Origin of the sequence: Streptomyces odontotermitis (genome assembly GCF_050510915.1) — a bacterium.
Lineage (GTDB): Bacteria > Actinomycetota > Actinomycetes > Streptomycetales > Streptomycetaceae > Streptomyces.
Genome location: NZ_JBNJLS010000001.1, coordinates 1,081,906 through 1,105,694, shown reverse-complemented (window position 1 = coordinate 1,105,694; position 23,789 = coordinate 1,081,906). Strand labels below are relative to the sequence as shown.

Sequence of the window (23,789 nt, the reverse complement as noted above, 5' to 3'; positions counted from 1 at the left end):
CGGGGCACCCAAGTCCGCAGCCCCCAGCGGGAGCTACCTGCGCTCACAGCGAACAGTTCCCCTAGCGGGATTCCCCGGCGGGAGCCAAGCGTTAGGGTCCATGAATACGAGGGCAGGGGAGTCCCGCAACCGCACAGCGCAGCGAGCGCGCAGCGACCCCGCCCCCCAGAAGACGTGAGACGGCCCGGCGCCGTCGTAAGACGAGCAGGTGGATACGTGACGAATCTGATGCCCTCCGCCGCCGGCGAGCCTTCCATCGGTGGTGGCCTCGGCGACCAGGTCTACAACCGGCTGCTCAACGAGCGGATCATCTTCCTCGGCCAGCCGGTCGACGACGACATCGCGAACAAGATCACCGCGCAGCTGCTGCTCCTTGCCTCCGACCCGGACAAGGACATCTACCTCTACATCAACAGCCCCGGCGGCTCGATCACTGCTGGCATGGCGATCTACGACACCATGCAGTACATCAAGAACGACGTGGTGACGATCGCGATGGGCATGGCCGCCTCCATGGGCCAGTTCCTGCTCAGCGCCGGCACCCCCGGCAAGCGCTTCGCGCTGCCGAACGCCGAGATCCTCATCCACCAGCCCTCCGCGGGCCTCGCCGGTTCCGCCTCGGACATCAAGATCCACGCGGAGCGGCTGCTGCACACGAAGAAGCGGATGGCCGAGCTCACGGCGTTCCACACCGGTCAGTCGGTGGAGCAGATCACGCACGACTCCGACCGCGACCGCTGGTTCGACCCGGAGGAGGCCAAGCAGTACGGCCTCATCGACGACATCATGCCGACGGCGGCCGGAATGCCGGGCGGCGGCGGCACCGGAGCCTGACGGGTCTGCCCGACCTGTTCCGAGCCCCGAAGCCGACCTCAGCCCATCTTCAGGAGACACAGTGAACGACTTCCCCGGCAGCGGCCTCTACGACCGGATGCGCGCCGAGCAGGCCGCCGGCCAGTACACCGGTCCGAGCGCCGAGTCCCGCTACGTGATCCCGCGCTTCGTCGAGCGCACCTCGCAGGGCGTGCGCGAGTACGACCCGTACGCGAAGCTCTTCGAGGAGCGCGTGATCTTCCTGGGCGTCCAGATCGACGACGCCTCCGCCAACGACGTCATGGCGCAGCTCCTGTGCCTGGAGTCGATGGACCCCGACCGTGACATCTCGGTCTACATCAACAGCCCGGGCGGCTCCTTCACCGCCCTCACGGCCATCTACGACACGATGCAGTTCGTGAAGCCGGACGTGCAGACGGTCTGCATGGGCCAGGCCGCCTCGGCCGCCGCCGTGCTCCTCGCGGCCGGTACGCCGGGCAAGCGCATGGCGCTGCCGAACGCCCGCGTCCTGATCCACCAGCCGTACAGCGAGACCGGCCGCGGCCAGGTCTCCGACCTGGAGATCGCGGCGAACGAGATCCTCCGCATGCGTGCTCAGCTGGAAGAACTGCTGGCCAAGCACTCCACGACCCCGATCGAGAAGATCCGCGACGACATCGAGCGCGACAAGATCCTCACGGCCGAGGACGCGCTGTCGTACGGCCTGATCGACCAGATCATCTCCACCCGGAAGATGAACAACTCCTCGGTCGCTTGAGCGCGCAGTAGCATCTGCGTTTCCCTTGGCGCGGTTCCTCGGCGAAGTGAACCGTGCCAAGGGGGGCCCGAACGGGGGGCCCGGCAAGGTACCGTCGGATACAAGGCACCAGGAGCCGCTGGACCAAGGGCGTCTCCCAGGCGAAGGGGAAGCACACCGTGGCACGCATCGGTGACGGCGGCGATCTGCTCAAGTGCTCGTTCTGCGGGAAGAGTCAGAAGCAGGTCAAGAAGCTCATCGCAGGCCCCGGTGTGTACATCTGCGATGAGTGCATCGATCTCTGCAACGAGATCATCGAGGAAGAGCTCGCGGAGACGAGCGAGGTCCGCTGGGAGGAACTGCCCAAGCCCCGCGAGATCTACGAGTTCCTGGAGGGCTACGTCGTCGGCCAGGAGCCGGCGAAGAAGGCCCTCTCGGTAGCGGTCTACAACCACTACAAGCGCGTCCAGGCCGGCGAGAACGGCGGCGCGCAGGGTCGTGACGACGCGATCGAGCTCTCCAAGTCCAACATCCTGCTGCTCGGCCCGACGGGCTCCGGCAAGACTCTCCTCGCCCAGACCCTGGCCCGCATGCTGAACGTCCCGTTCGCCATCGCCGACGCGACGGCGCTGACGGAGGCGGGCTATGTGGGCGAGGACGTCGAGAACATCCTCCTGAAGCTCATCCAGGCCGCCGACTACGACGTCAAGAAGGCCGAGACGGGCATCATCTACATCGACGAGATCGACAAGGTGGCTCGCAAGTCCGAGAACCCGTCGATCACGCGCGACGTATCGGGCGAAGGCGTCCAGCAGGCATTGCTGAAGATCCTGGAAGGCACGACCGCCTCGGTCCCGCCGCAGGGCGGCCGCAAGCACCCGCACCAGGAGTTCATCCAGATCGACACGACCAACGTCCTCTTCATCGTGGGCGGCGCGTTCGCGGGCCTGGAGAAGATCATCGAGTCGCGGGCGGGCGCGAAGGGCATCGGCTTCGGCGCCACCATCCACTCCAAGCGCGAGCTGGAGGAGAAGGACCGCTTCGAGGACATCATGCCGGAGGACCTGGTGAAGTTCGGGATGATCCCGGAGTTCATCGGCCGCCTCCCGGTCATCACCAGCGTCCACAACCTGGACCGCGAAGCGCTCCTCCAGATCCTGGTCGAGCCCCGCAACGCACTGGTCAAGCAGTACCAGCGCCTCTTCGAACTCGACGGTGTGGAGCTGGACTTCGAGCGCGGCGCCCTCGAGGCCATCGCGGACCAGGCGATCCTCCGCCAGACGGGCGCCCGCGGCCTGCGCGCCATCATGGAGGAGGTCCTCCAGTCGGTGATGTACGAGGTCCCGTCCCGCAAGGACGTCGCCCGCGTCGTCATCACGGCGGACGTCGTCCACTCGAACGTGAACCCGACCCTGGTCCCCCGCGACTCCCGCGGCTCGGGCAGCGGCGAACAGAAGTCGGCGTAGCGGCACGGAGGTTGCCGCACACGGCACGCCAACTGAGAGGGGCGCCCGGCGAGTTACTCGCCGGGCGCCCCTCTTCGTGTGCGAAGCCGCTTGGGTGCCCCGCCTCGGGGCGCTTACGGTTCGGACGGCTCAGAGCTTGACGCGGGATTCCTTGCGGAGCTTGGCCGTGTTGGTCGCGGCGGTGTCCAGGTCCGCGCTCTTGCCCGCCATGGCGGAGGCCACGTCTACGCCGACCGTGAAGCCGATGGTGCTGTGGTCGCCCCAGATGCAGGTCGCGGCCGACATCTCCTTGGGCGTGCCGGTGTCGGTGCCGCCGGTGGAGCCCATGGCGACCTTCATCTCCTGGCACTTCATGACGGCGCCGTCGAGCTCGGCGGGGTTGTACTCCTTCGGGCTGCCGACCATCGTGACCTTCGAGCTGCCCTTGGCCTGCTCCTTCTCGGCGTTGGCGAACATGGCGTCGACGACGCTCTCGGGGTCGTCGATGTCGCCGTAGACGCCGCCGAAGTTGATCTGCTTCTGCGACATGGGGTTCGACTCGTCGCCGCCCTTGTAGTTGGCCGAGACGTCCTTGGCGTTCTTCACCCCGGCCTTCTCCGCCTTGGCGGCGTTGATGCTGCCCATGCCGCCGCCGCCCTCGTCCTTCTTGTACTCGCCGTCGACGACGGTCGCGGGCGTCGTGAGCTTGTGCGGTCCGTCGTCCTTCACGGCCGCGGAGCCGCCGCCGTCGCTCTTGCCGAAGAGGAAGTAGCCGCCCACCGCGATCGCCGCGACCACCGCGACCGCGCCGATGATGAGGCCGGTCTTCTTGCCGCTGCCACCGCCCTGGGGCGGGGGCGGGACCTGGCCGTAAGGGGCCTGGGGCTGCTGTCCGTAGGGGCCGGGCTGGCCGGGCTGTTGGGGGAAGCCGTAGCCCTGCTGGGGCTGGCCCTGGCCGTAGGGGGGCTGCTGGGGCGGGACGCCCTGGGGGGCCTGCTGGGGGTAGCCGTAGCCGGGCTGGGGGGCCTGGGGCTGCTGGCCGTAGGGGCCCGGCTGCTGGGGCTGCTGGCCGTAGGGTCCGGGCTGCTGGGGCTGGCCGCCGTACGGGCCCGGCTGGTTGTAGCTCATTGGGTGTGTCCCCTCCGGGGGTCGTGGTGCTGGAGCGTCAGAGGTGTCCGGTGCGTCAGAGGTGTCAGAGCTTGACGCGGACTTCCTTGCGGAGCTTGAGGGCGGTGTCCGAGGCGTCGTCGAGGGACGGGCTCTTGCCCGCCATGGCGTCCGCCATCTCGACCGGGACCGCGATGCCGAGCGTGCTGTGGTCCGCCCAGATGCAGACCGGCATGCGAATCTCCTTCGGGCCGCTCGCGGCGCCGCTGGACGGGGAGTTGTTCTTGAAGACGGACTCCTGGCACTTCAGCGCCGCCTCCTTGGTGCTGAAGTCCTCGGGGCTGCCGGTCAGTTCACCGGTGCTGGACCCGTTGGTGTCCTTCGCGGAGTCTTCCTTCAGCTTGGCGAACATGCCGTCGACGGTCTTGGCCGGGTCGGCGATCTTGCCGTACACGCCCATGAACTGAAGGGCCTTGGCCGACAGCGGGTTGCTCTTGTCGCCCGCCTGGTAACCGGCGTTGACTGACGTGGGGTTCAGCACGCCCGCCTTCTCGGCGTCCTTGAGGTCGTCGTCGGTGAAGCCGCCACCGCCGCTCGCGCCGCTGTCCTTCTTGTACTCGCTGAGGACGGTCTCGGGGGTCGTGAGCTTGTGCGGGCCGTCGTCCGTCACGCCGGTCCCGCCGCCTCCGCCACCGCCGCCGTCGGCCACGGACGAGCCGCCGCCCTTGCCGCCCTTGTCGTCGTCGCCGCCCTTGGTGAGGAAGAAGACGCCGACGCCGACGGCCACCAGCGCGACCACGGTGCCGATGATGATGCCGGTCTTCTTGCCGTTCCCGCCTCCCTGCGGGGGCGGGGGGACCTGGCCGTAGGGGGCTTGGCCGTAGGGGGCCTGGGGCTGCTGCCCGTAGGGGCCGGGCTGGCCGGGCTGCTGCGGGAAGCCGTAGCCGGGCTGGGGAGCCTGCGGCGGCTGGCCGTAGGGGCCCGGCTGCTGCGGCTGGCCGCCGTACGGGCCGGGCTGCTGAGGAGGCTGCCCACCGTACGGGCCCGGCTGGTTGTAGCTCATTGCGGGATCCGTTCCCCTCGAACGCTTATCTGTTTCAGACATCCTGACCGATGGCCGGTGGGCGTGGGGTCGCCGGGGTGGATCGATGCGGAGTTGTTGATGGGCTGTGCCAGAGGACTGACGTACGAAGGCCCCGAAGCGCTCTGCTTCGGGGCCTTCATGGCTGTTTACGCCTGCGCGGGCGTTACGCCTTGACCCGTGCCGCCTTGCGCAGCTTGGCCGCGAGCGCCGCGACGTCGTCGGTCGACGGACCGCCGCCCTTCACGAACGCCGCCTGGTCGATGTTCATGACCATTCCGAATGTGCTGTTGTCGGCCCACATGCACAGGGGGAACGTGACCGTGGCGCTGCCCTCGGTGACCTTGGCCGTCTGGCACTTCATGAGGGCGCCGTCGAGACCGGCCGGAGAGACCTCCGAGGGGCTCCCCTCCCACACGACCGACTCCTTGCCGCCGGCGTTGTCACCGGTGTCCTTGGAGCTCTCGTGGGCGAGGCCGAAGGCGCCGTCGATGGTCTTGTTCGGGTCGCTGATCTTCCCGTAGAAGCCGCTGAAGTTCAGGGCCTTCCGGTCGGACTTGTACTCTCCCGACACCTTCGTGGCGCCCTTGATGCCGATCTTCGCGGCCTTCTCCGAGTCGGCGTCGCCCAGCGGGCCGTCGTCGCCGGCGGAGGACGAGTCCTTCGTGTACCCGGCCACCGAGGCGGGAGCCACCAGCTTGTGCGGGCCGTCGTCCTTGACCGAGCCGTTGCCGCCGCCGTCGTCCTTGCCGAAGACGAAGTACCCGCCCACCCCGAGCGCCGCCACGAGCACGACCGCGCCGATGACGAGCCCCGTCTTCTTGCCGCCCCCACCACCCGGCGGAGGCGGCGGCACCTGCCCGTACGGGGCCTGCGGCTGCTGCCCGTAGGGGCCCGGCTGCTGGGGCTGGCTGTAGCCGCCGGGCTGGCCCTGCTGCGGGTAGCCGTAGCCGGGCGGCGGGGTCTGCGGCGGCTGGCCGTACGGGGCCTGGGGCGGCTGGCCGTACGGGGCCTGCGGCTGCTGCCCGTAGGGGCCTGGCTGCTGCGGCTGCTGGCCGCCGTACGGGCCGGGCTGCTGGGGCTGGCCGTCGTACGGGCCGGGCTGGTTGTAGCTCATAGTGAGGGGTCCCCCTGGGATTGCTGATGTGTACCGGACATCCTGACCGAACCTCGCGCCGCGTGGGGGCCGCGGAGCCCAAGCGTTACCGCGGATTCCGGTTTCGGCACGGGTCCCGCACACCTCTAAACTGACCCCGTGACCGAGAACACTCAGCAGCAGAATCCAGCGACCACTCCCGAACTGCCGACCCAGTACACGCCGGCCGACGTAGAGGGGACGCTGTACGAGCGCTGGGTAGACCGGGGCTACTTCGCCGCCGACGCGAAGAGCGAGAAGCCGCCGTACACGATCGTCATCCCGCCGCCGAACGTGACGGGGTCCCTGCACCTGGGCCACGCCTTCGAGCACACGCTCATCGACGCCCTCACCCGCCGCAAGCGCATGCAGGGCTTCGAGGTGCTCTGGCAGCCCGGCATGGACCACGCCGGCATCGCCACCCAGAACGTGGTCGAGCGCGAGCTCGCCAAGGAGGGCAAGTCCCGCCACGACCTGGGGCGCGAGGAGTTCATCGAGCGCGTCTGGAAGTGGAAGGGCGAGTCCGGCGGGCAGATCAGCGGGCAGATGCGGCGCCTCGGCGACGGCGTCGACTGGTCGCGCGAGCGCTTCACCATGGACGAGGGCCTCTCCCAGGCCGTCCAGACGATCTTCAAGAAGCTCTACGACGACGAGCTGATCTACCGCGCCGAGCGCATCATCAACTGGTGCCCGCGCTGTCTGACCGCCATCTCCGACATCGAGGTCGAGTACCAGGACGACGACGGTGAGCTCGTCTCGCTGAAGTACGGGGACGGGGACGAGACCGTCGTCGTCGCCACCACGCGCGCGGAGACGATGCTCGGCGACACCGCCATCGCCGTCCACCCCGAGGACGAGCGCTACAAGCACCTCATCGGCAAGCTCATCAAGCTGCCGCTGACCGACCGCTCCATCCCGGTCGTCGCGGACGAGCACGTCGACCCCGAGTTCGGCACCGGCTGCGTCAAGGTCACCCCGGCGCACGACCCGAACGACTTCGAGATCGGCCAGCGCCACGACCTGCCCGCGATCACGGTGATGGACGAGCACGCCGTCATCACCACCCCCGGCCCGTTCCAGGGCCTCGACCGGCTCGAGGCGCGTTCCGCCATCGTCGGCGCCCTGCGCGCCGAGGGCCGCGTCGTCGCCGAGAAGCGCCCCTACACCCACTCCGTGGGCCACTGCTCGCGCTGCAAGACGACCGTCGAGCCGCGCCTGTCGATGCAGTGGTGGGTCAAGGTCGGCCCGCTCGCGAAGGCCGCCGGTGACGCGGTCCGCGACGGCAAGGTCAAGATCCACCCCCAGGAGATGGAGAAGCGCTACTTCGACTGGGTCGACAACCTCAACGACTGGTGCATCTCGCGGCAGTTGTGGTGGGGCCACCGCATCCCCGTGTGGCACGGGCCGAACGGTGAGGTCGTCTGCGTCGGCCCCGACGAGCAGCCGCCGACCGGCGAGGGCTGGAAGCAGGACACCGACGTCCTCGACACCTGGTTCTCGTCCGGGCTGTGGCCGTTCTCCACCCTGGGGTGGCCCGAGGAGACCGAGTCGCTCGCGAAGTTCTATCCGAACTCCGTCCTGGTCACCGGCTACGACATCCTCTTCTTCTGGGTCGCCCGGATGATGATGTTCGGCCTGTACGCGATGGACGGCACCCCGCCGTTCCACACCATCGCCCTGCACGGCATGGTCCGCGACCAGTTCGGCAAGAAGATGTCGAAGTCCTTCGGGAACGCCGTCAATCCCCTGGACTGGATGGACAAGTACGGCAGCGACGCCCTGCGCTTCACGCTCGCCCGCGGCGCCAACCCCGGCGTGGACGTGCCGATCGGCGAGGACTGGGTCCAGGGCTCGCGCAACTTCACCAACAAGATCTGGAACGCCACGCGCTTCGCGCTGATGAACGGCGCCACGGTGGAGGGCGAACTCCCGCCCGCGGAGCGGCTGTCCGCGACCGACCGCTGGATCCTCTCCCGCCTGAACGCGACGGTGGCCGAGGTCGACGCGCTCTACGACGACTACCAGTTCGCCAAGGTCTCGGACGCCCTCTTCCACTTCGCGTGGGACGAGGTCTTCGACTGGTACGTGGAGCTGTCCAAGACCACGTTCATGGGCGGCGGCGAGGCCGCGAAGGTCTCCGGCCGCGTCCTCGGCGAGGTCCTGGACGTCACGCTGCGCCTGCTCCACCCGGTCGTCCCGTTCGTGACGGAGACGCTGTGGACGACGCTGACCGGCCGTGAGTCCGTGGTCATCGCGGACTGGCCGACCGACAGCGGCTTCCGCGACGCCGCCGCCGAGCAGGAGATCGCCGCGCTCCAGCAGGCGATCACGGAGGTCCGCCGGTTCCGCGCCGACCAGGGCCTGCAGCCCGGCCAGAAGGTCCCGGCCCGGCTCACCCTGGAGGGCACGGCGCTCGCCGCCCACGAGGCCGCCATCCGCCAGCTCCTGCGCCTCCAGCCGGAGGGCGACGCCTTCGCGGCGACGGCGACCCTGCCGGTCGCGGGCGCCACGGTCGCGCTCGACCTGTCGGGCACGATCGACGTGGCCGCCGAGCGCAAGCGCCTCGCCAAGGACCTGGCCGCCGCCGAGAAGGAGAAGGCCCAGGCCAACGCGAAGCTCGGCAACGAGGCGTTCCTGGCCAAGGCCCCCGACCACGTGGTCGACAAGATCCGCGGCCGTCTCGCCAAGGCGGACGAGGACATCGCCCGCATCGAGGCCCAGCTGGCGGCGCTGCCCGCCGCGTAAGCACGCCGAGCACGCCGAGCACGCCGAGCACGCCGCACGCCGAGCACGCCGAGCACGCCGAGCACGCCGAGCACGCCGAGCACACCGAAGGCGCCCGGAACCGCTGAGGTTCCGGGCGCCTTCGCCGTGTCGGCGTGTGTTCAGACGGTGGGTACGGGCGGCTCGACCCGCTCCCCCTGAGAGATCAGCTCCACGGGCCCGGCGTCCGCTTCCTCCGGCACCTCCGTGTGCGGCTCGTGTTCGAGTGCGAGCCCGAGCCGCTCCAGCTCCGCGTCGGCCAGGGCGTCGAGGGTCTCCGGGTCGCCGCTGCGCCAGCCCTCGGCGAGGCTGCCGGGGGTGGGGTCGGGGAGGGTGTCGCCGAGACTCTCGGCGAGCACGGTCATCTCGTCGAGGGGCCGCATCAGGGCGCGCAGGGCGAGGAGTTCCCGGCCGTCGTCGCAGGCCGCGAGCTCCCGCGCGGCGACGGCCTGGCGGTGCCAGCGCAGCCGGCGCGGGAACCAGGAGCCGAGGACGAGGCCGACGGGCACCAGGAAGAGGGCGAGGGAGCCCGCCGTGACCAGGCCCCGCACCAGGGCGGGGTCGATCTGCCCGGTGGCGCGGGCGACCTCGCGCAGCGCGGTGCCGACGCGGTCGCCGAGCAGGGGAAGGCGGTGCTCCTGGAGGGTTCGGGGGAGGGTGAGGAGACAGGCCAGCCGGTACGCGGTGAGCGCGGCGGCACACCATAGAGCGGTCCAGATCAGGACGGCGGCGTCACCGAGGATCTGACGGGTCCGGCGGCCGGGGTTCTGGGCATACCACATGGTCCGATGAGACCCCCGGGGCGCGGCCATGATCGCCTCGCCGCGCCGTGCGCACCCGGGATCAGAGCAGTTGGTCGCCGAAACGGATCAGTACGAGCGCGGTGAGGACGCCGTAGATCAGGGCGAGCCCGAGCCACGCGTAGCGCGGTGCGAGCGCGCGCACCAGCCAGGACGGCGCGGGCAGCGCCCTCGTCCGCAGCGAGCGCACCGTGACGCACCAGAACACCGGGATCGTCACCGCCCACACGAGCATGCACCAGGGGCACAGCGCCCCGATCACGTACAGGCACTGGCTCGCCAGCCACACCACGAAGGCGAAGGCCCCCGTCACGGCCGCCTGCACGCAGAGCCACAGCCACCGCGGGAACACGGCGCCCACCGCGAGGACGAGGCCCAGCGCACCCAGGACGGCGAACCCGGCGATGCCGAGCAGCATGTTCGGGAAGCCGAAGAGGTTGGACTGCCAGGTCGTCATGACGTCGGTGCAGCTGAGCACCGCGTTGATGTTGCAGCCGGGGGAGAAGGCCGGGTTCGCCAGGGACTGGATCCGGTCGTACGTCAGGACGGCCGAGGCCAGCGTGCCGACGGCGCCCGCGACGAGCAGGAGCAGGCCGAGCGGGCGGCAGCCGCGGGCGGGGGCGGCCGGGGTCTCGGTCGGCGGCGCGGGGGACGCGGTCCGGGTGGCGGAGGGCATGCATTCGACCGTGACCGGGGTGGGGAGCCGTCCGGTAGACGCGTTGGTCCCGAGGCGCCGGGCGAAGGTCCCGTTGCGGTCGCACACAGTGCTGCAAATCACCACATCCAGGCCGGAAGTCCGTTCAATCGGGCCGAAAGACCTTGGATGATGGAGAGATGCACGACAGGGCCGCCCGCACGGCGATACGTCAGGCGGTGGCCAGCGGCCGCCGCCTCGCCGGGCGTGCCGCGCAGAGTCAGCGAGCCCTGGACCTGCTCACCTCGCTCAGCTGTCTCGCCCTGCTCGCCCTGGACATCCCGGGCCTGGCCGCGGGCGACAACTCCCTCAACGGCGCGATGGCCGCCGTCGTCCTCGCCCTCGGCGCCGCGTCCCTCATGGTGCGCCGCTCGCTGCCCTGGGTCCCGTACGCCGTCGCGCTGCTGTTCCTGGGCTGGCTGCACGAGCTGACGCTCGCCCAGTTCGCGCTCTACTCGGTGGGCCGCTACCGGGGGCGCCGGGCGGCGGTGCTCGGTGTCGTCGGGTACGTCGCCTTCGCGTACGTCATGTTCCTGCAGCCGGGCTGGCCGCCGCACCGCGGTGAGACGCTCAGCTCCTTCCTCAGCCTGGTCGTGCCGATCGGGGCGCTCGCGGCGGGCGTCGGGGTCGCGGCCAACCGCCAGGACCTGGTGCGCGCGCTCCAGGAGCAGCGGGCCGAGACGGAGGCCCTGCACGCGGTGCAGCGCGAGCGGATGCGCATCGCCCGGGACGTGCACGACTTCGTGGGGCGCGAGCTGACGCTGCTGAGCGTCCGCTCCCAGGTCCTGGCCCGCCGGGCCGCGGGCGGCGGACACGAGGTCGGCGCGGCGGGCTTCGAGGAACTCTCCGAGACGGCGCGCTGCGCCCACCGCATGCTCAACGAGATCATCGTCCAGCGCGGCACCGACGGCGCCCCCACCCCCGGCCTGGACGCCCTGCCGGAGCTCGCCGAGCGCAGCGGCCGCGCGGGCAGCCCCGTCGAGTTGCTCGTCGACGGCGCCGCCTACCGCCTCTCCCCGCTGCGCCAGGCGGCGGTGCACCGGGTGGTCCAGGAGTGCCTGACGAACGCGGCCAAGCACGCGCCGGGCGAGACGGTCCACGTCCACGTCACGATCGAGGCGCCCTTCCTCCGCGTCCGCGTCCGCAACGCGCTCCCGGCGACGGCTCCCCTGTCGGCGCCGGTGTCGGCGGGTACGGGGACGGCGGGGATGGCGGAGCGGGTGCGGACGGTGGGCGGGTCGTTCACGGCCGGTCCGAAGGACGGGGTGTACGAGGTGGTGGCGGAGCTGCCGGCGGGACAGCTGGGGTAGTTCAGCCCGTCAAGGGGGTCCCCCCCTGCTCCTTAAGAGCTTGGGGGGATTGAGGACGAGGCCGAAGGCCGATGGGGGGCCAGGGGCGCAGCCCCGGGAAGGGCGCCGCACCCCGACGGTCACGCGACCCGCGAGGGTCACGCCGCGGACATCACCCGCTCCAGCCCGTCGAAGTCCTCCACGCACTTGCCGCAGCCGTGCGCGACGCTGTCCAGCGGGTCCTCGGCCACGACGACGGGGATGCCCGTCGCGGAGGAGACGCGCAGGTCGAGCCCGGGGAGCAGGGCGCCGCCACCGGTGATCACGATCCCGTGCTCCATGATGTCGCCGGACAGCTCCGGCGGGCACTCCTCCAGGGTCGCCTTCACGGCGGCGATGATCTGCTCCACCGGCTCGTCGAGGGCGGCCCGCACCTCGCGCGCGGTCAGGTCCACCGTCTTCGGCAGGCCGCCCACCTTCTCGCGGCCGCGCACGGTGAACGTCCGCATCTCGAAGGCGTCCTCGCCCGGCACCGGCCACGCCGAGCCGATCGCGACCTTGATGTCCTCGGCGGTGCGCTCGCCGATGAGGAGCGCGTGCTCCTTGCGTACGTAGTCGGTGATCGCGGTGTCGAGGCGGTCGCCGCCGACCCGCAGGGACTGCGCGGTGACGATGCCGCCGAGCGAGATGACGGCGACCTCGGTCGTGCCGCCGCCGATGTCGACGACCATCGAGCCGCGCGGCTCGGCCACCGGCAGGCCCGCCCCGATCGCGGCCGCCATCGGCTCCTCGACCAGGTGCACGGCGCGGGCGCCCGAGCGCTGCGCGGCGTGGACGATGGCGCGGCGCTCGACGGGGGTGACCCCGGAGGGCACGCAGACCACCATGCGGGTGCGGGGGCGACGGCCCGGCACGACCTTGCGCACGAAGTGCCGGATCATCTCCTCGGCGGCCTCGTAGTCGCTGATCACGCCGTCGCGCAGGGGGCGGATCGCCGTGATGGAGCCGGGAGTCCGGCCGATGGTCTCCTTGGCATCGGTGCCGACGGCGAGAGCGCCCTTGGCGCCCTCCTTGACGGCGACCACCGAGGGCTCGTTGAGCACGATGCCCTGGCCGCGGACGTAGAGGAGGGTGTTCGCCGTACCGAGGTCGATGCCTATGTCCATGATCGCCAAGTTTGCCCGGCGATTCTCCGGTTCGGCGGGACCAAAGTCCCGAATCGGGCGGGCCGAAGGTCCTGAACGCCCGCTGCCGGTGGGGCGACGGCCGCTGTCGGTGGGGCTCCGTAGACTGGCGTACGTGAGTGAGCTGCCCCCGCATGACGACCGTGCCGACGACGGCGATGTCCCTTCGACCTTCGAGGAGATCGTCGAGGCCGAGACCGACCGCGACCCCGACCTCGCGCTGATCGAGGCGGGCAGCCGCACCCTGCGCACCCAGTCGGGCCCGCCCGAGGGAGACGTCCCGGCCCGCCCGGCCGACCCGGAGGTGGACCGGGCCCTGCGCGAGGTGGAGACCGAGCTCGCGGGCCGCTGGGGCGAGACCAAGCTGGAGCCCTCCGTCAGCCGCATCGCGGCCCTGATGGACGTGCTGGGCGAGCCCCAGCGCGCCTACCCGTCGATCCACATCACGGGGACGAACGGGAAGACGTCGACGGCTCGCATGATCGAGGCCCTCTTCGCCGCCTTCGAGCTCCGCACCGGCCGCTACACCTCGCCGCACGTCCAGTCGATCACCGAGCGGATCAGCCTGGACGGCGCCCCCATCGCCCCCGAGCGCTTCATCGAGACGTACCAAGACATCAAGCCGTACGTGGAGATGGTCGACTCCCAGCAGGAGTACCGCCTCTCCTTCTTCGAGGTGCTCACGGGCATGGCCTACGCCGCGTTCGCGGACGCCCCGGTGGACGTGGCGGTCGTCGAGGTCGGCATGGGCGGCAGCTGGGACGCGACGAACGTGATCGACGGCTCCGTCGCCGTCATCACCCCCATCGACCTCGACCACACGGACCGGCTCGGCTCCACGCCCGCCGAGATCGCCGTCGAGAAGTCCGGGATCATCAAGCCGGACGCCACGGTGATCCTCGCCCAGCAGCCGGTCGACGCCGCCCAGGTGCTCCTGAAGAAGGCCGTCGACGTGGACGCGACGGTCGCGCGCGAGGGCCTGGAGTTCGGCGTCGTCGCCCGCCAGGTCGCGGTCGGCGGCCAGCTCCTGACCCTGCGCGGCCTCGGCGGGGAGTACGAGGAGGTGTTCCTGCCGCTGCACGGCGAGTACCAGGCGCACAACGCCGCGGTGGCGCTCGCCGCCGTCGAGGCGTTCTTCGGCATCGGCTCGCAGCACGCACGGCCGCTCGACATCGAGACCATCCGCAAGGCGTTCGCCTCGGTGTCCTCGCCCGGCCGCCTGGAGGTCGTGCGCCGCTCGCCGACCGTCGTGGTGGACGCCGCGCACAACCCCGCGGGTGCCCGCGCCACCGCCGCCGCGATCAGCGAGGTCTTCGACTTCAGCCGCCTGATCGGCGTGGTCGGCGCGAGCGACGACAAGGACGTCCGGGGCCTCCTCGAAGCCTTCGAGCCGATCTTCGCCGAGATCGTCGTCACGCAGAACTCCAGCCACCGCGCGATGGACGCGGACGCCCTCGCGGGCGTCGCCGTCGAGGTCTTCGGCGAGGACCGGGTGCAGGTCGAGCCGCGCCTGGACGACGCCTTGGAGGCCGCGATCACGCTCGCCGAGGAGGAGGGCGAGTACGCCGGCGGCGGCGTCCTCGTCACCGGCTCCGTCATCACCGTCGGCGAGGCCCGACTGCTCCTGGGGAGGGGCTGACCGCTGTGCGTACGCTCTGCGCTTCGACGCTGATCGGCGAGTTCTTCATCGTGGGGTTCGCGGGCCTGGTCGCCATGAAGGACCCGGACCTGACGATGGGCACCGTCTGGACGGTCTGCGGCATCGCGATGCTCCTGTGCGTCCTGCTCTGCGGGATGATCACGCGCCCCGGCGGCGTCCAGCTCGGCTGGGCCCTCCAGATCGCCCTGATCGCGAGCGGCTTCGTGGTCCCGACGATGTTCTTCATGGGCGCGGTCTTCGCCGCCCTGTGGTGGGCGTCGGTCCACTTCGGCCGCAAGATCGACGAGGCGAAGGCGCGGTTCGCGGCCCAGGCGGAGGCCGCCGCCGAGGCCGGAGGTAACGCCGCGTAGTGGCCCCCGGTAGGGTGCGGGGAATCCCCGTATCCGTTGACCCGCTTGGAGCCGCACACCATGAGCCAGCGCACCCTCGTCCTGCTGAAGCCCGACGCCGTCCGCCGGGGTCTGATCGGCGAGCTCATCGGCCGGATCGAGCGCAAGGCGAACTGGACCATCAGCGCGCTCGAGCTCCGCTCCCTGGACCAGGAGACCCTGGAGCAGCACTACGGCGAGCACAAGGGCAAGCCCTTCTACGAGCCGCTTGTGGCCTTCATGTCGTCCGGCCCGGTCGTCGCTCTCGTCGTCGAGGGCGAGCGCGTCATCGAGGGCGTGCGTCAGCTCGCGGGTCCCACCGACCCCATCGCCGCCGCCCCCGGCTCCATTCGCGGCGACTTCGGCACCATCGTGCGCGAGAACCTCATCCACGCGTCGGACTCGGAGGAGTCCGCCGAGCGGGAGCTGAAGATCTTCTTCCCCGGCATCGCATAAGTCGCGTGTGAGTCCCGCGTAAGGGATTCCTTAAATCTCGCGTAAGAGATCCAGAAATGCCCGTCCGCGATGTGGACGCGCTTCTGACGCCTTGTCAGCGCCGCACCGCTCTGACCTGGGACGGCCGGAGAAGTTCGGCCGTCCCTTGGCATATGCGCCCCAATTGGGGGAACCCATGCCTCCGATGGCACGTCTCCAAGAGCGGGGCGCCCCATCATCTGCTGACAATGGCGAAGACCCTCGCGCCGTGTCCGTGCAGGCGAGACTACGATGGAAGCCTCCACGCCACACAGCACCCACCTCGCCTACCTAACAAGCCATCACACGCTCCACTAGGGAAGGCCAGACGCATCCTCATGGGGAACAACATGTCGTTCATCGGCCGTGACATGGCTGTCGACCTCGGGACCGCCAACACGCTGGTGTACGTCAGGGGTCGGGGGATCGTACTCAACGAACCATCCGTCGTCGCGATCAACACCAACACCGGCGGCATCCTCGCGGTCGGCGCGGAAGCGAAGAAGATGATCGGGCGCACGCCCGGCAACATCGTCGCCGTGCGACCGCTGAAGGACGGCGTCATCGCCGACTTCGAAATCACCGAGCGGATGCTCCGCTACTTCATCCTGAAGATCCACAAGCGCCGCTACCTGGCCCGCCCCCGCGTCGTCGTCTGTGTGCCCTCGGGCATCACCGGCGTCGAGCGCCGCGCGGTCATCGAGGCGTCCTCGCAGGCCGGCGCCCGCCAGGTGCACATCATCGAGGAGCCCATGGCCGCGGCCATCGGCTCCGGCCTCCCGGTCCACGAGGCCACCGGCAACATGGTGGTGGACATCGGCGGCGGCACCACCGAGGTCGCCGTCATCTCGCTCGGCGGAATCGTCACGGCGCAGTCCATCCGCGTCGCCGGCGACGAGCTGGACAACGCGATCATCCAGCACATCAAGAAGGAGTACTCCCTCCTCCTCGGCGAGCGCACGGCCGAGCAGATCAAGATCACCATCGGCTCCGCGTACGACATGGACGCCGACGAGCACACCGAGATCCGCGGCCGGGACCTGGTCTCCGGCCTCCCGAAGACCGTCGTCATCTCCGCCGCGGAGGTCCGCAAGGCCATCGAGGAGCCGGTCAACGCGATCGTGGACGCGGTGAAGACGACGCTCGACAAGTGCCCGCCCGAGCTGTCGGGTGACGTCATGGACCGCGGCATCGTTCTGACGGGTGGCGGCGCCTTGCTGCGCGGGCTCGACGAGCGCCTGCGCCGTGAGACGGGCATGCCGATCCACATCGCCGAGGACCCGCTGGACAGCGTGGCGCTCGGCTCCGGCAAGTGTGTCGAGGAGTTCGAGGCGCTCCAGCAGGTGCTGGACGCCCAGCCCCGCAGATGAGCTGACACTCTGAAATCCGCCGTACGGGTACCTGCCGTCCCGTGCGGCGGATCGTTGATATAGAGGCATAGCAATACAGGCACGGCAGAGAGACTCTGCAGATTCCTACTGAGGAAGGCACGGCCGCCGCACGTGAGGGACACACGAGAGAGCCGGCTGCTCCTGGTGCTGCTGATCGCCATCGCGTTCGCACTGATCACGGTGGACATCAGAGGGGGCGAGGACTCGCCGGTCGACGGTGCCCGCCAGGCCGCCGCGACCGTCTTCGGACCGGTCGAGAACGGAGTGTCGGCAGCCGTCGACCCGATCGGCAACGCCATCGGCGCGGTCCGTGACTCCGGTGACCGGCACGATCGGATCGCCGAACTCGAGCGCCAGAACGCCGCGTTGAAGGCCAAGCTCGGCAGCGACGACCGCAACCGCAGCCGGGTCCGCCAGCTCGACGCCATGCTGAAGAAGGCGGGCGCCGGGCAGTACGGCATCAAGGGCGCCGAGGTCATCGGCATAGGAGCGGCCCAGGGCTTCTCCTGGACCGTCACCATCGACGCCGGCTCGGACGACGGCCTCAAGCGCGACATGACGGTCCTGAACGGGGACGGGCTCGTCGGCCGCGTCACCACGGTCGGCCCGAACACCGCCACGGTCCTGCTCGCCAACGACCCGGACTTCACCGTCGGCACCCGCATGGAGAAGACCGACGAACTCGGCTTCGCCACCGGCCAGGGCGACCGCCCGCTCGCGGTGCAGCTCCTCAACGGCAAGGCCAAGGTCAGGAAGGGCGACCGCCTGGTGACCTTCGGCTCGCAGAAGGACAAGCCGTTCGTGCCCGGCGTCCCGGTCGGCGAGGTCGTCCGCGTCGACCCCTCCGGCGGCGACCTCACCCGCACCGTCTACGTCAAGCCGTACGTCGGCTTCACCAAGCTCGACATCGTCGGCGTCGTCGTCGAGGCCCCCCGGGAGGACCCCCGCGACACGGTCCTCCCGCCCAAGCCCGAGAAGCCCAAGCCGACCCCGACGGTGACCGTCACGGCCACCCCGTCGGGACAGCCCCAGGGCAACGCCGACAACGGCTACGAGCAGTAGGAGCACCGGACCCATGCGCTTCAACCGAATCCTGCTCTCCACCACGCTGGTCGTCGTCGCCCTCGTGATCCAGGTGAGCGTCCTCGCCCGCCTCCAACTGCCGGGCGCCGTACCCGACTTGGTGCTCCTCACCGTCCTCGGGCTCGCCCTGGTCTACGGCCACGTCGGCGGCGCCCTCATCGGCTTCGGCGCCGGCCTCCTGTCCGACCTGGCGCCGCCCGCCGACCACGCCGCCGGGCGCTACGCCCTGGTGCTCTGCGTCATCGGCTACCTCGCGGGCCTCGCCAAGCCGGAGGGCGGCAAGCTCCGCTCGGCCAGCGGCCCGCTCTTCGTGGTCGTCGGCGCCGCCATCGGCACGACCCTGCTGTACGCGGGCGTGGGCGCCCTCGTCGGCGACACCGCGGCCCGCCATGTGGGCCTCGGCGGGCTGCTGTTCACGGCCGCCCTGTACGACCTGCTGCTCGCGCCGTTCACGGTGCCGTTCATCATCGCCCTCGCCCGGCGCGCCGACAACGACCCGCTGGGAGAGAGCTCGTCGAGCTCCACGAAGGCCGCCGACGTCTCGTCCGGCTGGCTCTCCTCGGGGACCGGACTGCGCATCGGCAGCCAGCGCGGCGGGGGTCTGCGGATGAAGGCGGCGAAGGCCCGGGTCGCGCGGGCCGGACGCATCAAGGGGGTCAAGCGCCTGTGAGCGCACACCACTTCACGTACCGGGGAGGCGATGCGAAGTGACCAACATTCCTGAGACGGGACGGACCCCACGGGTCCAGATCCGCCTCGTCGTTCTCCAGATCCTCGTGGTCTCCCTCCTGCTCACCCTGGGCGGCCGCCTCTGGTACCTGCAGATCCGCAACGGCGACGAGTACGCCAAGGAAGCCTCCGGCAACCACGTCCAGCAGGTCGTCCAGCCCGCCGTGCGCGGTTCGATCCTGGACGCGCGCGGCGTGCCCATCGCCGACAACGAGACCCGCCTCGTCGTCTCGGCGTCCCGCACGGACCTGATGAAGATGAAGGACGACGGCAAGGCGGTCCTCGCCAAGCTCGCCGACGTCCTGGAGATGAGCCCCAAGGACGTCGCCGACAAGGTCCGCCTCTGCGACTCCAAGACCCCCCAGCCCTGCTGGAACGGCTCGCCCTACCAGCCCATCCCGATCACGGACGAGGCCACTCCCAAGCAGGCCCTGCAGATCCGTGAGCGCTCCGAGGACTTCCCCGGCATCACCGCCGAGCCCACCGCCGTGCGCCGCTACGCCGCCCCCGGCAAGTCCAACACCGCGCAGGTCCTCGGCTACCTCTCGCCCGTCACCGACGACGAGATCAACAAGGCGAAGGACACCGACTCGCCCTACCTCCGCTCCGACCAGGTCGGCCGCTCCGGCCTGGAGCGCACCTACGACAGGCAGCTGCGCGGCAAGGCGGGCGTGACCCGCTACGAGGTGGACAACCTCGGCCGCGTCATCGGCAAGGCCAAGGCCGACAAGGCCGAGCCCGGCTCGAACGTCGTCACCAGCATCGACGCCCGGGTCCAGGCCCTGTCCGAGTACTGGCTCAACGACGCGATGAAGAAGGCCCGCGGCGAGTTCGACAAGAACACCGGCGAGAACTACAAGGCCGACGCGGGCGCCGTCGTCGTCATGGAGAACAAGACCGGCCGCATCGTCTCCATGGCCTCCAACCCGACGTACGACCCCAACGCCTGGGTCGGCGGGATCTCCGGCAAGGACTACGCCAACCTCACCGGCAAGAAGTCCAACTACCCGCTGCTCAACCGCGCGATCCAGGGCCAGGCAGCGCCCGGCTCGATCTTCAAGGTCATCTCCTCGACGGCGGCGGTCAACGCGGGCTACAGCTTCAACGGCCGCTACCCCTGCCCGAGTTCGTACTCCATCGGCGGCCAGACCTTCAAGAACTTCGAGTCCGAGGGCCACGGCAACATCACCCTCGGCCAGGCCCTCGAGGTCTCCTGCGACACCGTCTTCTACAAGCTGAGCCACGACCAGTGGGCCAAGGACGGCGGCAACAAGCCGAAGAAGGACGCCAAGGACTGGTTCTACAAGACGGCCCACCAGTTCGGCCTCGGCAAGGAGACCGGCATCGACCTGCCGAACGAGGTCAGCGGCCGCGTCCCGGACCGCCAGTGGAAGAAGGACTACTGGAAGGCCAACAAGGACGGCTGGTGCAAGTCCGGCAAGAAGAGCGGCGACTACGCCGAGCGCATCGCGTACGAGAACTGCCTGGAAGGCATGAAGATGCGCGCCGGTGACTCCGTCAACTACTCCATCGGCCAGGGCGACACCCTCGTCACGCCGATCCAGATGGCCTCCATCTACGCCGCCATCGCCAACGGCGGCACCCTCCACGACCCCACCGTCGGCAAGGCGATCGTCAGCGCCGACGGCAAGCAGGTCGAGGAGATCAAGCCCAAGTCGCACGGCAAGCTGCCGATGACGCAGAAGACCCGCGACGACATAGACGGTGCCCTCGCGGGAGTCGCCACCCGCGGCACCGCCGCCTGGCGCTTCGGCGGCTGGCCGCAGGACAAGATCCCGATGCACGCCAAGACGGGCACGGCCGAGGTCTACGGCAAGCAGACGACCTCCTGGTTCGCCACGTACACCAAGGACTACTCGATCGTGATGACGATCTCCCAGGGTGGTACGGGTTCCGGGGCCTCCGGCCCCGCCGTGCGCAAGATCTACGACGGCATCTACGGCCTGGACGAGAGCGGCAAGCAGGACCTCAAGAAGGCGCTGCTTCCCGAGCCGCAGAAGTCCCTGCCGAAGATCGAGCCGGACGGGTCGATCGACTCCCCAAAGATCAAGCCCTTCAAGCCGGAGAAGCCGAAGCCGCCGCAGGAGCAGCAGGAGCTCGCGGCCGCGCTGCCCGGCGCCACGGCCGGACGGAGGGACTGACCCGTGATGACAGGCAACGGCTTCTCCGTCTCCGGCTACGGCCCCGAACGCTCCACGCTCTCCCGGCTGTTCGCGCGCGACTCGATAGTGCGCCGGATGGACTGGCCGATGCTCCTCGCGGCGCTCGCGCTCTCCGCGATCGGCTGCGCGCTCGTCTACTCGGCCACCCGCAACCGCACCGAGCTGGTGGGCGACGACCCCTACGCCTTCCTGCTCAAGCACGTCGGGAACATCGGCATCGGCCTCGCCCTGATGGTCGGCACCGTCTGGCTCGGCCACCGCACCCTGCGCACCGCCGTGCCGATCCTCTACGGCGTCTCGGTCTTCCTGGTCCTGCTCGTCCTCACCCCGCTCGGCGCGACCATCAACGGCGCGCACGCGTGGCTCGTGATCGGCGGGCAGTCGCTGCAGCCCTCCGAGTTCGTGAAGATCACGATCATCCTGGGCATGGCGATGCTGCTCGCCGCCCGCGTCGACGCGGGCGACAAGGTCCACCCCGACCACCGCACGGTCCTGCAGGCCCTGGGCCTGGCGACCGTCCCGATACTGATCGTCCTGCTCATGCCCGACCTCGGCTCGGTCATGGTGATGGTGATGATCCTGCTGGGCGTGCTGCTCGCCTCCGGAGCCTCCAACCGCTGGATCTTCGGGCTCGTCGGCACGGGCGCGGCGGGCGCCATCGCGGTCTGGCAGCTCGGCGTCCTCGACGACTACCAGATCGCCCGCTTCGCGGCCTTCGCCAACCCCGCGCTCGACCCGGCGGGCGTCGGCTACAACACCAACCAGGCGCGCATCGCGATCGGTTCGGGCGGCCTTTCGGGCTCGGGCCTCTTCCACGGCTCGCAGACCACCGGCCAGTTCGTCCCCGAACAGCAGACGGACTTCGTCTTCACGGTCGCGGGCGAGGAGCTCGGCTTCGTCGGCGCCGGGGCGATCCTGCTGCTCCTCGGCGTGATCCTGTGGCGGGCCTGCCGCATCGCGCGGGAGACGACCGAGCTGTACGGCACGATCGTCGCGGCCGGGATCATCGCCTGGTTCGCCTTCCAGTCCTTCGAGAACATCGGGATGACGCTCGGCATCATGCCGGTCGCCGGTCTGCCGCTGCCCTTCGTCTCGTACGGAGGGTCGTCGATGTTCGCGGTGTGGGTGGCGGTCGGGCTGCTGCAGTCGATCAAGGTGCAGCGGCCCATGTCGGCGTAGCTCTTCGGGGAGACCGGTCCTGGGGCTGCCCAGGGCCCCGCCTGGCGTCTAAATTCGGGTCATGGCGGAGACGAAGCGCGAGATCGAGCGGAAGTACGACGTCGTGCCGGGCACCGAGCTGCCCGACCTGACCCGCGTCGCCGGGGTCGCGGGCGTCCTCGACAAGGGCGTCGCCGAGCTCGATGCCGTCTACTACGACACCGCCGACCAGCGCCTGGCCGCCGCCTCCATCACGCTGCGCCGCCGCACGGGCGGCGACGACGCGGGCTGGCACCTGAAGCTGCCGGTCTCCCTGGCGGAGGGCGTGCGCGACGAGGTCCGGGCCCCGCTCTCGGACACGGTGCCGCGCGCGCTCCTCGGCCTGGTGCGGTCCCGGGTGCGCGACGCCGAACTCGCCCCCGTCATGCGGCTGTTGTCCGCGCGCGACCTGAGCCACCTCGTGGACCCCGAGGGCGCGCTGCTCGCCGAGTTCAGCGTCGACCGGGTGCGGGCGGAGCGGCTCACCGGCGAGGGCGGCACGGCCGAGTGGACCGAGATCGAGGTGGAGCTGGCGGACGACGGGGACCCGGCGCTCCTGGACAAGGTCGAGAAGAAGCTGCGCAAGGCGGGGGTGGAGCGGTCGGACTCGGCGTCGAAGCTGGCCAGGGCGCAGGAGGGGACGGCGCCGAAGCGAAGCAAGCCGAAGAAGCCGAAGAAGCCGAAGAAGGAGAAGACGTCGGGGAAGTCGGGGAAGTCCGGGAAAACGGGCACCCCCGCCGACCACGTCCTCGCCTACCTCCGCGTGCAGCGCGACGCCCTCGTCGAGCTCGACCCCGCCGTCCGCCGCGACCTGCCCGACTCGGTGCACCAGATGCGGGTCGCCACCCGGCGCATGCGCAGCGCCTTCAAGTCGTACCGGAAGGTCCTGGACCGCGCGGTCACGGATCCGATCGGGGACGAACTGAAGTGGCTGGCAGGGGAGTTGGGCCTGGACCGGGACCGGGAGGTGCTCACCGAGCGGCTCTTCGAGTCGCTGGACCGGCTGCCGCGCGAGCTGGTCGTGGGCCCCGTCCGCACCCGGCTGCGCACCTGGTCGCGGGCGCGCAGGCAGGGCTCCCGGCGCCACCTGGTCGCGGTGCTCGACGGCAAGCGGTACCTGGCCCTCCTGGAGAGAGTGGACGCGCTCGTCGCGGAGCCCCCGCTGCGTACGAAGATCTCCGAGGACGCCCTCGCCAAGGCGGTGCTGCGCGGCTACGCCCGGCTCGGCAAGCACATCGAGGCGGCCCTCGCCGAGAGCCCGGGCACCGAGCGCGACCTGTCGCTGCACGCGGCCCGCAAGTCCGCCAAGCGCACCCGGTACGCGGCGGAGGCGGCCAAGAAGGCGCTGGGCGAGCCCGCCGCCGAGACGGTCCGGGACATGAAGGCGCTGCAGGGGCTGCTCGGCGACCACCAGGACAGCGTGATGGCGCGGCCCGTGCTCAGGGACCTGGGGGTGCAGGCGCAGGCGGCGGGGGAGAGCGCGTTCACGTACGGGGTCCTGTACGGGCGGGAGGAGCTGCGGGCCGCCTGGGCGGAGTGGGCGCTGCCCGAGACATGGGAGCCGATCAGTGAACGGGCCGGGGCGCTACGCCGGACGCGTTAGGCTTGAGGGTCACCCCTGCCAGCTCACGAAGGT

General features: G+C 70.3%; 20 protein-coding genes. 14 read left to right on the top strand and 6 right to left on the bottom strand.

Annotated features, from left to right (window positions below; genetic code table 11):
• The first annotated feature begins 228 nt into the window (after positions 1 to 228).
• The 3 genes from ACQB60_RS05040 (at position 229) to clpX (ending at position 3,036) form a co-directional block, all read left to right on the top strand.
• Positions 229 to 834: an ATP-dependent Clp protease proteolytic subunit gene (locus ACQB60_RS05040; RefSeq protein WP_496924782.1), complete on the top strand. Its 606-nt coding sequence runs from the start codon at positions 229 to 231 to the stop codon at positions 832 to 834.
• A 61-nt stretch (positions 835 to 895) separates the two neighbouring features.
• Positions 896 to 1,591 carry an ATP-dependent Clp protease proteolytic subunit gene (locus tag ACQB60_RS05035; RefSeq protein ID WP_384851221.1) on the top strand — a complete coding sequence of 232 codons (696 nt, stop codon included), beginning with the start codon at positions 896 to 898 and terminating at the stop codon, positions 1,589 to 1,591.
• A gap of 158 nt (positions 1,592 to 1,749) precedes the next feature.
• Positions 1,750 to 3,036, top strand: coding sequence for an ATP-dependent Clp protease ATP-binding subunit ClpX (gene clpX, locus ACQB60_RS05030; RefSeq protein WP_496924551.1), 1,287 nt, complete (start codon positions 1,750 to 1,752; stop codon positions 3,034 to 3,036).
• A gap of 129 nt (positions 3,037 to 3,165) precedes the next feature.
• On the opposite strand, the gene ACQB60_RS05025 is transcribed toward clpX, so the two are convergent.
• From ACQB60_RS05025 to ACQB60_RS05015, 3 genes are all read right to left on the bottom strand, one after another.
• A complete protein-coding gene (locus ACQB60_RS05025) occupies positions 3,166 to 4,143 on the bottom strand; it encodes a hypothetical protein (RefSeq protein ID WP_496924550.1) in 978 nt (325 codons plus the stop codon).
• A gap of 64 nt (positions 4,144 to 4,207) precedes the next feature.
• Positions 4,208 to 5,185 carry a hypothetical protein gene (locus tag ACQB60_RS05020; RefSeq protein WP_496924549.1) on the bottom strand — a complete coding sequence of 326 codons (978 nt, stop codon included), beginning with the start codon at positions 5,183 to 5,185 and terminating at the stop codon, positions 4,208 to 4,210.
• A gap of 184 nt (positions 5,186 to 5,369) precedes the next feature.
• The gene (locus ACQB60_RS05015; RefSeq protein ID WP_496924548.1) at positions 5,370 to 6,320 is read right to left on the bottom strand and encodes a hypothetical protein; all 951 of its coding nucleotides are present in this window, start codon (positions 6,318 to 6,320) and stop codon (positions 5,370 to 5,372) included.
• Positions 6,321 to 6,458: 138 nt separating this feature from the next.
• Here ACQB60_RS05015 and ACQB60_RS05010 point away from each other — a divergent pair, with 138 nt between their 5' ends.
• Positions 6,459 to 9,083 carry a valine--tRNA ligase gene (locus tag ACQB60_RS05010; RefSeq protein WP_496924547.1) on the top strand — a complete coding sequence of 875 codons (2,625 nt, stop codon included), beginning with the start codon at positions 6,459 to 6,461 and terminating at the stop codon, positions 9,081 to 9,083.
• 140 nt (positions 9,084 to 9,223) lie between these two features.
• Here ACQB60_RS05010 and ACQB60_RS05005 read toward each other — a convergent pair whose 3' ends face one another.
• Both ACQB60_RS05005 and ACQB60_RS05000 read right to left on the bottom strand, forming a co-directional pair.
• A complete protein-coding gene (locus ACQB60_RS05005; RefSeq protein WP_496924546.1) occupies positions 9,224 to 9,883 on the bottom strand; it encodes a hypothetical protein in 660 nt (219 codons plus the stop codon).
• A gap of 61 nt (positions 9,884 to 9,944) precedes the next feature.
• On the bottom strand, positions 9,945 to 10,577 hold the full coding sequence (locus tag ACQB60_RS05000) for a vitamin K epoxide reductase family protein (protein ID WP_496924545.1): 633 nt from the start codon (positions 10,575 to 10,577) through the stop codon (positions 9,945 to 9,947).
• Positions 10,578 to 10,735: 158 nt separating this feature from the next.
• Here ACQB60_RS05000 and ACQB60_RS04995 point away from each other — a divergent pair, with 158 nt between their 5' ends.
• Positions 10,736 to 11,905, top strand: coding sequence for a sensor histidine kinase (locus tag ACQB60_RS04995; protein WP_496924544.1), 1,170 nt, complete (start codon positions 10,736 to 10,738; stop codon positions 11,903 to 11,905).
• 137 nt (positions 11,906 to 12,042) lie between these two features.
• Here the strand turns inward: ACQB60_RS04995 and ACQB60_RS04990 are convergent, their stop codons facing one another.
• Positions 12,043 to 13,050: a rod shape-determining protein gene (locus ACQB60_RS04990; RefSeq protein ID WP_496924543.1), complete on the bottom strand. Its 1,008-nt coding sequence runs from the start codon at positions 13,048 to 13,050 to the stop codon at positions 12,043 to 12,045.
• Positions 13,051 to 13,183: 133 nt separating this feature from the next.
• On the opposite strand from ACQB60_RS04990, the gene folC reads away from it, so the two are divergent.
• From folC to ACQB60_RS04945, 9 genes are all read left to right on the top strand, one after another.
• Entirely contained in the window at positions 13,184 to 14,707 is a 1,524-nt protein-coding gene (gene folC, locus ACQB60_RS04985) for a bifunctional tetrahydrofolate synthase/dihydrofolate synthase (RefSeq protein WP_496924542.1), read from the top strand.
• A gap of 5 nt (positions 14,708 to 14,712) precedes the next feature.
• A complete protein-coding gene (locus ACQB60_RS04980; RefSeq protein ID WP_496924541.1) occupies positions 14,713 to 15,078 on the top strand; it encodes a DUF4233 domain-containing protein in 366 nt (121 codons plus the stop codon).
• Positions 15,079 to 15,138: 60 nt separating this feature from the next.
• Positions 15,139 to 15,552: a nucleoside-diphosphate kinase gene (gene ndk, locus ACQB60_RS04975; protein WP_384851178.1), complete on the top strand. Its 414-nt coding sequence runs from the start codon at positions 15,139 to 15,141 to the stop codon at positions 15,550 to 15,552.
• A 368-nt stretch (positions 15,553 to 15,920) separates the two neighbouring features.
• Positions 15,921 to 16,940, top strand: coding sequence for a rod shape-determining protein (locus ACQB60_RS04970; protein WP_030362602.1), 1,020 nt, complete (start codon positions 15,921 to 15,923; stop codon positions 16,938 to 16,940).
• Between the two features lie 132 nt (positions 16,941 to 17,072).
• A complete protein-coding gene (gene mreC / locus ACQB60_RS04965; protein WP_496924540.1) occupies positions 17,073 to 18,023 on the top strand; it encodes a rod shape-determining protein MreC in 951 nt (316 codons plus the stop codon).
• Positions 18,024 to 18,036: 13 nt separating this feature from the next.
• Positions 18,037 to 18,714: a rod shape-determining protein MreD gene (mreD, locus tag ACQB60_RS04960; protein WP_496924539.1), complete on the top strand. Its 678-nt coding sequence runs from the start codon at positions 18,037 to 18,039 to the stop codon at positions 18,712 to 18,714.
• A gap of 37 nt (positions 18,715 to 18,751) precedes the next feature.
• A complete protein-coding gene (gene mrdA / locus ACQB60_RS04955) occupies positions 18,752 to 20,935 on the top strand; it encodes a penicillin-binding protein 2 (protein ID WP_496924538.1) in 2,184 nt (727 codons plus the stop codon).
• Between the two features lie 6 nt (positions 20,936 to 20,941).
• On the top strand, positions 20,942 to 22,135 hold the full coding sequence (rodA, locus tag ACQB60_RS04950; RefSeq protein WP_496924537.1) for a rod shape-determining protein RodA: 1,194 nt from the start codon (positions 20,942 to 20,944) through the stop codon (positions 22,133 to 22,135).
• 61 nt (positions 22,136 to 22,196) lie between these two features.
• Complete coding sequence (locus tag ACQB60_RS04945) at positions 22,197 to 23,756, top strand: CYTH and CHAD domain-containing protein (RefSeq protein WP_496924536.1); 1,560 nt, start codon at positions 22,197 to 22,199, stop codon at positions 23,754 to 23,756.
• The last annotated feature ends 33 nt before the right edge of the window (positions 23,757 to 23,789 follow it).

Bases quoted from the DNA above. Each gene is read 5' to 3' on its own strand.
- ACQB60_RS04945 (WP_496924536.1), top strand. From the start codon at position 22,197: ATGGCGGAGACGAAGCGCGAGATCGAGCGGAAGTACGACGTCGTGCCG.
- ACQB60_RS05005 (WP_496924546.1), bottom strand. From the start codon at position 9,883: ATGTGGTATGCCCAGAACCCCGGCCGCCGGACCCGTCAGATCCTCGGT.
- ACQB60_RS05000 (WP_496924545.1), bottom strand. From the start codon at position 10,577: ATGCCCTCCGCCACCCGGACCGCGTCCCCCGCGCCGCCGACCGAGACC.
- ndk (WP_384851178.1), top strand. From the start codon at position 15,139: ATGAGCCAGCGCACCCTCGTCCTGCTGAAGCCCGACGCCGTCCGCCGG.
- mreD (WP_496924539.1), top strand. From the start codon at position 18,037: ATGCGCTTCAACCGAATCCTGCTCTCCACCACGCTGGTCGTCGTCGCC.
- ACQB60_RS05015 (WP_496924548.1), bottom strand. From the start codon at position 6,320: ATGAGCTACAACCAGCCCGGCCCGTACGACGGCCAGCCCCAGCAGCCC.
- rodA (WP_496924537.1), top strand. From the start codon at position 20,942: ATGACAGGCAACGGCTTCTCCGTCTCCGGCTACGGCCCCGAACGCTCC.
- ACQB60_RS04995 (WP_496924544.1), top strand. From the start codon at position 10,736: ATGCACGACAGGGCCGCCCGCACGGCGATACGTCAGGCGGTGGCCAGC.
- ACQB60_RS04990 (WP_496924543.1), bottom strand. From the start codon at position 13,050: ATGGACATAGGCATCGACCTCGGTACGGCGAACACCCTCCTCTACGTC.
- ACQB60_RS04970 (WP_030362602.1), top strand. From the start codon at position 15,921: ATGTCGTTCATCGGCCGTGACATGGCTGTCGACCTCGGGACCGCCAAC.
- ACQB60_RS05025 (WP_496924550.1), bottom strand. From the start codon at position 4,143: ATGAGCTACAACCAGCCGGGCCCGTACGGCGGCCAGCCCCAGCAGCCC.
- ACQB60_RS05020 (WP_496924549.1), bottom strand. From the start codon at position 5,185: ATGAGCTACAACCAGCCGGGCCCGTACGGTGGGCAGCCTCCTCAGCAG.
- ACQB60_RS05040 (WP_496924782.1), top strand. From the start codon at position 229: ATGCCCTCCGCCGCCGGCGAGCCTTCCATCGGTGGTGGCCTCGGCGAC.